Source organism: Streptomyces sp. NPDC107521, assembly GCF_055598485.1.
The window spans coordinates 153,516-165,324 of the sequence record NZ_JBVKAT010000017.1; the positions used below are offsets into that span (position 1 = coordinate 153,516).

Genomic DNA, 11,809 nt, shown 5'->3' on the forward strand with positions numbered 1-11,809 from the left:
TTCCGTGCGCGTCCGCGCGGGGCGGTTCGGACACCGGGGATGCCCCGGGCGAACGCCCGCGCGAGAGGGTTCGGTTGGGGAACTCGTGAGTACGAGTGTGTGGTCCGCGAAAGTTCCCGGTTTCCCGCATGATTCACGCGATGGTGTGATCATGTGCCTCCCGGTGGATGCACGGGGAAACCCCTGGGTAGTGCCCCGCCCATGACGCAACAGCCCTTCGAACTCCCGCACTTCTACATGCCGCACCCCGCGCGGCTGAATCCCCATCTCGACGAGGCCCGCGCCCATTCCACCGCCTGGGCGCGCGAGATGGGCATGCTGGAGGGGTCCGGGGTCTGGGAGCAGTCCGATCTCGACGCGCACGACTACGGTCTGCTCTGCGCCTACACCCATCCCGACTGCGACGGACCGGCCCTCTCCCTGATCACCGACTGGTACGTGTGGGTCTTCTTCTTCGACGACCACTTCCTGGAGAAGTTCAAGCGCTCCCAGGACCGGGTCGCCGGGAAGGCCCACCTGGACCGGCTGCCCCTGTTCATGCCGCTCGACCTCGGCGCCGGGATGCCCGAGCCGGAGAACCCGGTCGAGGCCGGTCTCGCCGACCTCTGGACGCGCACCGTCCCGGCGATGTCGGCCGACTGGCGGCGCCGCTTCGCCGTCGCCACCGAGCATCTGCTCAACGAGTCCCTCTGGGAGCTGTCCAACATCAACGAGGGGCGGATCGCCAACCCCGTCGAGTACATCGAGATGCGCCGCAAGGTCGGCGGCGCGCCCTGGTCGGCGGGGCTCGTGGAGTACGCGGCCTCGGAGGTCCCGGCCTCCGTGGCGGAGTCCCGGCCGCTGCGTGTCCTGATGGAGACCTTCTCCGACGCCGTCCACCTGCGCAACGACCTGTTCTCCTACCAGCGGGAGGTGGAGGACGAGGGCGAGCTGAGCAACGGCGTGCTGGTGCTGGAGACCTTCTTCGGCTGCACCACCCAGGAGGCCGCCGACACCGTCAACGACGTACTGACCTCCCGGCTGCACCAGTTCGAGCACACCGCCCTCACCGAGGTGCCCGCCGTCGCCCTGGAGAACGGGCTGGCGCCCGCCGAGGTCGCCGCCGTCGCGGAGTACGCCAAGGGCCTCCAGGACTGGCAGGCCGGCGGCCACGAGTGGCACATGCGCTCCAGCCGCTACATGAACAAGGGCGCCCGCTCCGGCTCCCCCTGGGAGGGCCCGTCCGGCCCCGGGACCTCCGCCGCCGACGTGGGCGCGCTGCTCGCCGCCGCCGGTGCCCGCCGGGTCCGCGCCCACACCCAGGTCCCGTACCCCGAGGTCGGCCCCTCGGTCATCCCCGAGATCCGCATGCCCTACCCCCTCACGCTCAGCCCCGCGCTCGACGGCTCCCGGCGGCACCTGCTGGAGTGGTCGCACCGCATGGGCATCCTCGCCGAGGGGGTCTGGGACGAGGACAAGCTGGCCAGTTGCGACCTGCCGCTGTGCGCGGCCGGTCTCGACCCGGACGCCACCCAGGACCAGCTCGACCTCGCCTCCGACTGGCTGGCCTTCGGCACCTACGGCGACGACTACTACCCGCTGGTCTACGGCCACCGCCGCGACCTGGCCGCCGCCCGGCTGACCACCGCCCGCCTCTCCGCCTGCATGCCGCTGGACGGGGAGCCGGTCCCGCCGCCCGCCAACGCCATGGAGCGCTCGCTGATCGACCTGTGGGAGCGCACCACGGCGGGCATGACGCCCGAGCAGCGGCGCCCCCTGCGGGCCGCGGTCGACGTGATGACCGAGGCGTGGGTGTGGGAGCTGTCCAACCAGATCCAGCATCGGGTGCCGGACCCGGTGGACTACCTGGAGATGCGCCGCGCCACCTTCGGCTCCGACCTCACCCTGGGCCTGTGCCGCGCGGGACACGGCCCGGCCGTGCCGCCCGACGTGTACCGCAGCGGCCCCGTACGCTCCCTGGAGAACGCGGCGATCGACTTCGCCTGCCTGCTCAACGACGTGTTCTCGTACCAGAAGGAGATCCAGTACGAGGGCGAGGTGCACAACGCGGTCCTGGTCGTGCAGAACTTCTTCGGCATCGACTATCCGACCGCCCTGCCCGTCGTACAGGACCTGATGAACCAGCGCATGCGGCAGTTCGAGCACGTCGTGGCGCATGAACTGCCCGTCGTCTACGACGACTTCCAGCTCTCGCAGGAGGCGCGGGCGGTCATGGCGGGCTATGTGACCGATCTGCAGAACTGGATGGCGGGCATCCTCAACTGGCACCGCAGCGTGCCCCGGTACACGGCCGAGTACCTGGCCGGGCGGACCCACCGGTTCCTGCCGGACCGCGCGCCCGCGGTGCCCGTGCCGTCGACGGGGTTCCGGATTCCGGGTCCCCCGGCGGGGATGGTCCCGGCGCTGTCGCACGGCTGACGCGGCGGAGCAGGGAACCGGCGGTCTCACTCGTTCGTGGCTCGTCGCACCCCGGTGCGCAGGGTAGAGCACTGGCGGAGGCGAACCATGGAACACAGTGGACTGCGACCCAAGCCGATGCCGGGCCGGGACCCGGGCAGCGCCACCGTGCCCGGCCCGTTCCCGGACGTCGGCCCGGACCCGGATGCCGGACCGTACCCCGACGCCGGACCGGAGCCGTGCCCGTGCACCGGCCGGGAGCGCGGGCGCCGGGTCACCGGGGTGCTGTGCGGGCTGCTCGCCGCGGCGGTGCTGCTCCTCGCGGGCGTCGGGCTCGGCACGCTGGGCGTCACCCACACCGGGCTCCGGGGCCCGGAGCACCGGGCGGCGGCCCCGGCGGCCGGGCCCCCGGAGGCGGCGGAGGCCGCGGGGACGACGGGGATGCCGGGGCCCCCGGCGGACGCCCGTGCCGCGGTGACGCCGCCCGGGACCCCGGCACCGGCCGCGACCGCCGCCGCGCTCGGCGTGGAGGTGGTGGACGACGAGAAGCCGGGCGCGCTGGTGGTCGGCGTCCATGTGCCCGGCCCGGGCCACTCGGCGGGGCTGGTCCGGGGCGACGTGCTGCTGACGCTCGGCAGGGACCGCATCGACACGGCCGCCGACCTCGCCCACGCCGTCGCCCGCGCCAGACCGGGGGACGAGGTCACCCTGACGGTGCGCCATCCCAGCGGGGTCTACCAGCAGGTGAGGGCCGTTCCCGGGGTCATCGTCTGACCGGGCGCGGCCCGGCGGGGCGCCCCTCGGCGGAGTCGCCGTCCGCCGGTCCCCGTCCCGACCGGGCCCCCGTCCGACGGGGGCGTTGTCCCACCGGGCCGCGGCTCGTCCGGACCGTCTCCGGCGGGGCTCCCGTCCGAGGAGGCCGCCGGTCCCGCCGGTCCGGACGTGAACGCGGACCCGGAAGCGGCCTCACCGCCGCCCGCGCGCCCGGTCGGGAGGCGGGCGGCTGGAGCCGGACCGGACCGGGCTCCGGAGCGGCCTCGGGGGAGCGGGACCGAGGCGGGGCGGGACCGAGGCGGGTCCGGGGGAGCCGTCCTTGTGCCGGGCGCATCACGGTGTGGTCGGGGCGGACCGGGCTGAGCGCCACGCGGGGACCCGGGGGGCCGGGGCTGAGGCGTGTCCGCAGGGAACGGTCCCCGGGCCGGTCCTCCGCGGCGACCCGGGCGGGCCACGGCCCCGGCCGGGCGGGACCGCGCCGGGCCGGTGAGCCCCTTGGTGACGGGACCGGTCCCGCCCCGGCCGTGCCGGACCGCGGTGGACCCGTGGGGCTGGGGAGCCGGGGGCGTGGGGGAGTGGCGGGGGCGTCGCTCCGCTCCGTACGGGCCGTCCTCCGTTCGGTCTCCCGCGATCGGGGGAGGCCCGGAGGGGATCGGGGGCGGCGCGCGGCCCCGGTGCGGTGACCGGCTCGCGTCGGCCGCGGCGGACGGGCAGGATGCTGCCCGTAGGCCCTCTTCCCCGTCAGGAGGCTCCGGATGACCGGCAGCACGCCCGTCGCCCCCTTCACCGCCGCCGACTACGCGGCCCGTATGGAGCGCGCCGCGCGGGCCGCCGCCGACGCCGGGCTCGGCGGACTGCTGGTGGCGCCCGGGCCCGATCTGGTCTGGCTCACCGGCTACGCGCCCACCGCCGTCACCGAGCGGCTCACCCTGCTGGTCCTGGTCCCCGACCGGGCCCCCGTCCTCGTCGTCCCCGCCCTGGAGGCGCCCGACGCCGCCAAGGCCGCCGGAGCGCCCGCCCTGACCCTGCGGGACTGGACCGACGGCAGGGACCCGTACGCCGGGACCGCCGAGCTGCTCGACCGCGCCGGGCGGTTCGGGGTCAGCGACAACGCCTGGGCGATGCACCTGCTGAGCCTGCAACGGGCCCTGCCGGACACCTCGTACGCCTCGCTCACCGACGCCCTGCCGATGCTGCGCGCCGTCAAGGACACGGCCGAGCTGGAACTGCTGGCCGCGGCGGGCGCGGCGGCCGACGCCGCCTTCGAGGAGATCCGCCGGGTCCGCTTCGGCGGCCGCCGGGAGTCCGAGGTCGCCGCCGACCTGGCCGCCCTGCTGCTGCGCTTCGGGCACTCCCGGGTCGACTTCACCATCGTCGCCTCCGGTCCCAACGGGGCCAACCCGCACCACGAGGTCGGCGACCGGGTCATCGAGGACGGCGACATGATCGTCCTCGACTTCGGCGGCCTCAAGGACGGCTACGGCTCCGACACCTCGCGCACCGTCCACGTCGGCGAACCCACCGAGGAGGAGCGCCGGGTGCACGACGTGGTGCGCGAGGCGCAGGAGGCGGGGTTCCGGGCGGTGCGGCCCGGCGTCGCCTGCCAGGAGGTGGACCGGGCCGCCCGCGCGGTCATCGACGCCGCCGGGTACGGGGAGTACTTCATCCACCGCACCGGCCACGGCATCGGCGTCACCACCCATGAGCCCCCGTACATGATCGAGGGCGAGGAGCAGCCCCTGGTGCCGGGCATGTGCTTCTCCGTCGAGCCGGGGGTGTACCTGCCGGGCCGCTTCGGGGTGCGGATCGAGGACATCGTCACCGTCACCGGTGACGGCGGGCGCCGCCTGAACGGGACCACCCGGGAGCTGGTCGTCGTGGAGTGACCCGTCCCGCCCCGCCCCACCGAGCACCGAAGGACGACGGCACGAGCATGGTCCAGCCCCCCGAACCCACCGCGGACACCGTCCGCCGGCTGGTCCGTTCCCTCCTCGCGGACGGACCGGCGGGCAGGGACGCGCCGGGCGGCGCGGAGACCGCGCGGGTCGGGCCGGCGGCGGGGGACGCGGGGGCGGATGACGCGGACTCCGGGGGCGCGGCAGGCGCCGGTGCGGGGACGGGGGAGGCCGGGGGCGACGGGCCCGAGGTCCGGCCCGCGCGCGGGGGCGACGGGCCCGCCGCCACCTGGTGGGTCGGCCCGCGCCATGTGCTGCGCCTGGCCCTCGATCCCGAGACCGCCCCGCTCCGGCGGCGCGAGCTGCGGCTGCGGGAGCTGGTCCGGCCGTACCTCCCCGTCGCGGTGCCGACGAGCGTCGCGCACGGCGAGTGGGCGCCCGGACTGCCGTACACGCTGGACACCGGGATGCCCGGCGGCACGGCCGAGGAGCACTCCGTCTCCGCCGTCGGGGAGGCCGACCTGGCGGCCCTGCTCACCGGGCTGCGCGAGGTGCCGGTCCGCCGGGCCGCGACCCTCGGCGTGCCGCTCACCGCGCCGCGCTCCCTGGAGGTGCTGCGCCGGTCCGCCGAGCAGGCCGCCGGACGGCTGGCCGAGGCCGACGAGTTCGACGCCGCCCACCGGGAGCGGCTGGGCAGGGTGGCGACGGCGCGGCTCGGGACCCCGCCGGGCACCGCCGTCCTGGTCCACCGGGCGCTGTCGGGCGAGCACCTCGTGGTCCGTGCCGACGGCCGGGTGCGCGGGGTCCTCGGCTGGGCCGACGCGGTGCTGGGCGACCCGGCGGAGGACATCGCCGGGCTCGCCGCCTCCGTCGGATCGCCCGCCGCCGTCCGCGCCGCCACACTGGCGGGCTACGGCGCCCGCTTCTGTCTGCGCGGGCTGTGGCTGGCCCGCTGCGACACCGTGGTCCAGCTCGCGGACGCCCTGGCCAGGGGTCCCGCCGCCGCCCCGCCCCGGCCGAGGGCCCGGCTGCGCCGCGCCTGGGAACCGATCCTGCTGGAACGGGTGACCGAGCCGGGCGAGGGGGAGGACGGGGACGGGGCGTAGCAGCCCCCGGCGGGGACGGGAGGGAGCGGCGCACGGGAGCCCCCGGCGGGGGAGCCGGGCCCGGCCGCGGGCCCCTTCGCCGGGACGGTCCCGCCGGGGCCGTCGGCGCCCGCGCCCGCTTCCGGCCGTGCTCGTGCCGGGCGCGCTCCTGCCGTGCCTCGCCCGGAGCCCGGCCGGGCTCTCGTCCGTCCCCTCCCGGACCCGCCGGCCCCGCCCGTACCACCGGCTCCGTGTCCTGCCGTCGAGTCCGTGTCCGCGGGGTCCTGCGTCCGCCTTCTGCCGGGGCCGTCCTGCCGTGCTCAGTCCACGGGGGGCTTCCGGGCCGGTGAGAGCCTGTTCCGGCGTGGGTCGCAGTTCCAGCGGGCTGCGTCCTCACCGCCGGGCTGCTTCCTCACCCCTGGGCTCGGCCCGCACCCCCGGGCTCGGCGCGTGCACCCCGGGCTGCGCCCGCACCCGTCGCCCGGCTCCGTCCGGAGGGTCGTGGGGCGCGGGTCACTCCTGGAGCAGTACCGCGCTCGACTCGCCCGGCAGCCGCAGCATCCCGTCCTCGTCTGGCCCCCGTAGCGGTTCCCACGCGGCGAGCACCGCCGCGGCCCTGCTGCCCAGGGGGACGGCGGCCTCGTCGGGGCCCAGGTTGACGACGACCCGGACGTCGCCGCGCCGGAAGGCCAGCCAGCGGGTCCCGGGACCGTACGCCACCCTGGTGTCCGCGAGGTCCGGGTTGCCGAGGTCCGGCAGTTCGTGGCGCAGGGCGATCAGCCGCCGGTACCAGGCCAGCATCCGTGCGTGCGGCTCGCGTTCCGGCTCCGACCAGTCGAGGACGGAGCGGTCGCGCGTCGCCGGGTCCTGCGGGTCGGGCACCTCGTCCCCGGCCCAGCCGTGCGCGGCGAACTCCCGCCGCCTGCCCCGCCGCACCGCCTCGGCCAGCGCGGGATCGGTGTGGTCGGTGAAGTACTGCCAGGGGGTGCCCGCCGCCCACTCCTCGCCCATGAACAGCATCGGCGTGAACGGCGCCGTCAGCGTCAGCGTCGCCGCGCAGGCCGCCAGCCCGGGGGAGACCAGGGCGGAAAGCCGTTCGCCCCGGGCCCGGTTGCCGATCTGGTCGTGGGTCTGGGCGTAGCCCGTCAGCCGGTGCGCGGCCACCCGCCCCCGGTCCAGCGGGCGTCCGTGGCCGCGGCCGCGGAAGGAGGAGTAGGTGCCGTCGTGGAAGAAGCCCCGGGAGAGCGTCTTGGCCAGCGCCGCCATCGGGTCCCGCGCGAAGTCGGCGTAGTAGCCCTGTGATTCACCCGTCAGCGCGGTGTGCAGGGCGTGGTGGAAGTCGTCGTTCCACTGCGCGTGCACGCCCAGTCCGCCGTAGCCGCGGGGGGTGATGATCCGGGGGTCGTTCAGATCGGACTCGGCGATCAGGAACAGCGGGCGGCGCAGCTCGGCGGAGAGGACGTCGACGGCCGTCGACAGCTCCTCCAGGAAGTGCACGGCGCGGGTGTCGGCGAGGGCGTGCACGGCGTCCAGGCGCAGCCCGTCGAGGCGGTGGTCGCGCAGCCAGGAGAGGGCGCTCTCCACGAGGTAGGCCCGCACCTCGTCGGAGCCGGGCGCGTCCAGGTTGACGGCGGCGCCCCAGGGCGTGCGATGGGTGTCCGTGAAGTACGGTCCGAAGGCGGGCAGATGGTTGCCGGACGGCCCCAGGTGGTTGTGGACCACGTCCAGAACGACGCCGAGGCCCAGCGCGTGCGCCCGGTCGACGAAGCGCTTCAACGCCGCGGGCCCGCCGTACGGTTCGTGCACGGCCCACGGCGACACCCCGTCGTACCCCCAGCCGTGGCGGCCGGGGAAGGGGCAAAGGGGCATCAACTCGACGTGGGTGACGCCGAGTCCGGCGATGTGGCCGAGACGCTCGGCGGCGCTGTCCAGAGTGCCGCCGGGCGTGAAGGTGCCCACGTGCAGCTCGTAGAGGACCGCGTCCCGGAGCGGCCGTCCGGCCCACTCGGTGCGCCAGGTGTGGCGGCCCTGGTCGACGACCGCGCTCAGCCCGTCGGGGCCCTCCGGCTGGCGCCGCGAGCGCGGGTCGGGCAGCACCGGGCCGCCGTCCACCGAGAAGCCGTAGCGCGAACCGTCCCGTGCCGGGGCCCGGCCGCACCACCAGCCGGCGCGCTCCGGATCGCGCTCCAGGGCGTACCCGGTCCCGTCGCACACCAGCGTCACGCGGTCGGCCCGCGGTGCCCACACCTCGAACTGCACGGACGGTTCCCCTTCGGCCGCTCACCGTGGTCTCGTCCGTCCATGGTCCTGCACCCGGGGGCGATCCGCCTTCGAATGCCGCCGTTCGCGCGGGCCGCCGGGCCGGACGCGGTACCGGAGGGGGCGGGACGGGGGAGCGCGGTGCGCTCCGGGTGCGGGTGCGGCGGTGCGGGTACGGCGGTGCGCGGGCCGCGGTGGCGGGTCGGCGACGGCCCGGCGGGATCGCGGGACGGCCGGGCGGGGGGGGGAGGGGTGGTGGGACGGCCGGGGCCCTGTGGCGGGCGGCGCGGTGGTGGGGCGTGGGCCCGGGGTGGTGGGAGGGGCGCTGTTCTCCGGTTTTCTGGACACCCCGCCGCGGCTGACCGAGAATCACCAGGGTGACGTCGTCCTTCGAGTTCAACACGTACCCCGCGCGCCTGTCCGACGCGGAGCGGGACAAGGCGCTGAAGGCGTTGCGGGACGGCGTCGCCATGGGCCGTCTGTCGCACGACACCTTCATCCGCCGGATGGAACTGGCCCTGGCCGCCCACCACTCCCACGAGCTGGCCGCGCTCACCGCCGACCTGCCCCGGGAGCGGCGCCTGTCGCGGCTGGTGCTCGGGGGCGTCGAGGCGGTCTCCGGCTTCACCGTGCGGCTGCGCAGGGCGTGGCAGGCCGAGCGGCTGCCGAAGCTGCTGCTGCCGCACCCCGGCACCGGCCGGGCGCTGCGCATAGGGCGCGACCCGGCCAACGGGCTGCGGCTGACCCACGAGACGGTCTCCCGGGTGCACGCCGAACTCTCCCTCCAGGGCGGGATGTGGGTGCTGCGGGACCTCGGCTCGACCAACGGCACGACGGTGAACGGCCGTCGGGTGATCGGCGCGGCGGTGGTGCGCGAGGGCGACCAGATCGGGTTCGGGCGGATGTCCTTCCGCCTCTCCGCGGGCTGACCCGGAGCGGTGGGTCCCCGCCGCGCCCTTCCCTCCCGGCACGACCTCTCCGGGCCCCCGGCCGGCACGGCACACCCCGCGGCCCCCTGGATTCGGCCGCTGCCAGGTTGCCCCTCCCGGATCCGGCCGCTGCCCGGCCCCTCCTCGCGCGTGCGCCCGCGTGGTCGTAGTGGTCCTCGGCGTCCAGCGCCACGGCCCCCCGCGGGTGCGCCCGCGTGCGCGTGCCTCGGCCCGTAGGGGTGCCCTCCGCCGGGTCGCGTGTGCCCGCCCGCCTACCTCCCGCCCGTACGGCATGCCCCGTCCGGCCCGGCTGCGGGGACCGGCCGGGCATTCCCGTGCACCCGCCGCGTGAGCCCCCGGCCCGGGGCCGAGCCGGCCTTCCGCCTGCCCGGCACGCCGGTCCGTCCGCCCTCCACCCATCAGTGCGTCCGGCCCCGGTCCGGGTGGCACCGGCATCCCGCCGGGCCCCCGCCGTCGGGGGCTCCGGCCCGGGGGCGGGCGCCCGTACCGGGCCCCGCACGCACCGGCGCCCGTCCGTCGCGTCCGCCCCGGTCCTTCCCGGCCTCGCGGGCCCGCGCCCGCCCCCGGGCCCGCGCCGCGCCCGCCCCCGGGTCCCGCCGTGCCGTCGGGTCCTCCCGGAACCGTCCCCTCCCCGTCCCCCGAGGGGCTCCGCGGGGGCGACTCGGGCCGTGTTGGCATATGACCCTTTGCCTTTCAAGGTGTTGACGCGCCTGCCAAGTCGTGACTGACTGTGCGTACACCGAGCACACCAGGTGACCCGACGGCACGCATCGTGGAGGTGTGCTCTGCCGCCGATCCTGCGCTATCCGACCGTGGACGAGCTGGGCGACCGGGCCGCCGACCTCGTCGAACGCCATCCCCGGCAGGCCCGGCTGCGCCGCGTGGGCACCTCCCGTGCCGGTGCCCCGATGCTGCTGCTCTCCGTGGGCGGCGGCAGCCGCCAGGTGCTCGTCGTCGCCGGGCCGCACGCCAACGAACCCGTGGGCGGCGCCACCGTCCTGCGGCTGGCCGAACGGGCGCTGGAGGACCCCCGGCTCACCGAGGGCGCCGACGCCACGTGGAACCTGCTGCTGTGCGCCGACCCCGACGGGCTGCGCCGCAACGAGGGCTGGCTGACCGGCCCGTACACCCTCGGCCGCTACGCCCGGAACTTCTACCGGCCCGGCTTTCTGGAGCAGCCCGAGTGGCTGCCCGACGGCCCCGACCGCGCGACCCTGCCCGAGACCCGGACCCTGCTGCGGCTCCAGGCGGAGCTGCGCCCGTTCCTCCAGTGCTCGCTGCACGGCGTCGACGTGGGCGGCGGCTTCGCCGAGCTGACCCACGACCTGCCCGGTCTCGCCGACCGCATGGCCCTCGCGGCGGCCCGTCTCGGCATCCCCCGCGAGCTGGGCTCCTACGACACCCTGTACTGGCCCTGTCTCGGCCCCGCCCTGTACCGCATCCCGCTGCCCCGCCAGGGCGACTTCACCGCCGCGATCACCGAGGCGGCCGTCGACTCGACGTGGTGCCACCCGCGTCGCTACGGCACGGTCACCGCCGTCGTCGAGGCCCCGATGTGGGGCGTCGCCACGGTGGGGGACGGATCGCCCCCGGACGACCGGGACGCGGAGCTGCGCACCGTCAGCGACGCCCTGCGCCGCGACACCCGGCGGCTGCACCGGCTCCTCGCCCGGCTGCGGCCGCACGTCCCGCCCGGCCCGGACGCCGCCCGGCTGCTCGCGCCGGTCGACGACTACCTGCTGGTCTCCCCCCGGCTGGCGGACGCCTGGGACCCCGGTACCGACGACGGGACGGATCGCGCGCTGCCCCCGATGACCACCGCCCATCTGGTCGCGCTGCGGCTCGCCGGGCGGCGGCTGGCGCTGCGCACCGCGGGGCTGCTGCACCAGCTGGTGACCCGGACCGGACGCGACCCGGCGGCGGTGCTGCCCGAGCTGGACGCGGCCGTCGACGAGTGGTGCGCCGACTACCACGACGGCTGCGGCGCCCGCTGGATACCGGTCGCGCGGCAGGTCGAGTACCAGAGCCGGGTCGTCCTCGCCGCCTTCGAGCTCGCCGCCCGCCGCGACCGGGAGGCGTCCCCTACGGGGAGTCCCGGCCGGGGGCCCGGTGCCGCGGTGCCGCTGAGCCTGGAGTGATCCCGGCCCGGCCCTCCGGGGAGGGGCGGCCCTCTCCGGGGGACCCGTAGGGGGCGGGTACGTCCGTCCGTACACCGCCCTCCCGGCCGCCTCCGGGCCGTCCCCCGCAGGACCCACGGGCCCCAAGGGGTTCCGTTCCGCGGGGCCTACAGGGCCCATGGCCCTACGGGACCCACGGCCTTCCGTGACCTACAGCCCTACGGGACCCGAGGCCCCTACGGGACCCGAGGCCCCTACGGGACCCGAGGCCCCTACGGGACCCGAGGCCCCTACGGGACCCGAGGCCCCTACGGGACCCGAGGCCCCTACGG

The 11,809-nt window shown here is 76.5% G+C and carries 7 protein-coding genes; 6 read left to right on the forward strand and 1 reads right to left on the reverse strand.

Going from position 1 to position 11,809, the window contains the following annotated elements; genetic code table 11:
- The first annotated feature begins 201 nt into the window (after nt 1–201).
- From cyc2 to ACZ7LB_RS23985, 4 genes are all read left to right on the forward strand, one after another.
- Nucleotides 202–2,418 carry a germacradienol/geosmin synthase Cyc2 gene (cyc2, locus tag ACZ7LB_RS23970; RefSeq protein ID WP_471470993.1) on the forward strand — a complete coding sequence of 739 codons (2,217 nt, stop codon included), beginning with the start codon at nt 202–204 and terminating at the stop codon, nt 2,416–2,418.
- Nucleotides 2,419–2,505: 87 nt separating this feature from the next.
- Complete coding sequence (locus ACZ7LB_RS23975; RefSeq protein WP_471470995.1) at nt 2,506–3,171, forward strand: PDZ domain-containing protein; 666 nt, start codon at nt 2,506–2,508, stop codon at nt 3,169–3,171.
- Nucleotides 3,172–3,926: 755 nt separating this feature from the next.
- A complete protein-coding gene (locus ACZ7LB_RS23980) occupies nt 3,927–5,057 on the forward strand; it encodes a M24 family metallopeptidase (RefSeq protein ID WP_471470997.1) in 1,131 nt (376 codons plus the stop codon).
- 47 nt (nt 5,058–5,104) lie between these two features.
- Entirely contained in the window at nt 5,105–6,172 is a 1,068-nt protein-coding gene (locus ACZ7LB_RS23985) for an aminoglycoside phosphotransferase family protein (RefSeq protein ID WP_471470999.1), read from the forward strand.
- 492 nt (nt 6,173–6,664) lie between these two features.
- Here the strand turns inward: ACZ7LB_RS23985 and treZ are convergent, their stop codons facing one another.
- Complete coding sequence (gene treZ / locus ACZ7LB_RS23990) at nt 6,665–8,410, reverse strand: malto-oligosyltrehalose trehalohydrolase (RefSeq protein ID WP_471471001.1); 1,746 nt, start codon at nt 8,408–8,410, stop codon at nt 6,665–6,667.
- Between the two features lie 377 nt (nt 8,411–8,787).
- Between treZ and ACZ7LB_RS23995 the strand changes: the two genes are divergently transcribed.
- Nucleotides 8,788–9,339, forward strand: coding sequence for an FHA domain-containing protein (locus tag ACZ7LB_RS23995; protein WP_471471003.1), 552 nt, complete (start codon nt 8,788–8,790; stop codon nt 9,337–9,339).
- Between the two features lie 833 nt (nt 9,340–10,172).
- On the forward strand, nt 10,173–11,498 hold the full coding sequence (locus tag ACZ7LB_RS24000) for a M14 family zinc carboxypeptidase (protein WP_471471005.1): 1,326 nt from the start codon (nt 10,173–10,175) through the stop codon (nt 11,496–11,498).
- The last annotated feature ends 311 nt before the right edge of the window (nt 11,499–11,809 follow it).

Coding starts and splice junctions, on each gene's coding strand:
- cyc2 (WP_471470993.1), top strand. CDS start 202: ATGACGCAACAGCCCTTCGAACTCCCGCACTTCTACATGCCGCACCCC.
- ACZ7LB_RS23975 (WP_471470995.1), top strand. CDS start 2,506: ATGGAACACAGTGGACTGCGACCCAAGCCGATGCCGGGCCGGGACCCG.
- ACZ7LB_RS23980 (WP_471470997.1), top strand. CDS start 3,927: ATGACCGGCAGCACGCCCGTCGCCCCCTTCACCGCCGCCGACTACGCG.
- ACZ7LB_RS23985 (WP_471470999.1), top strand. CDS start 5,105: ATGGTCCAGCCCCCCGAACCCACCGCGGACACCGTCCGCCGGCTGGTC.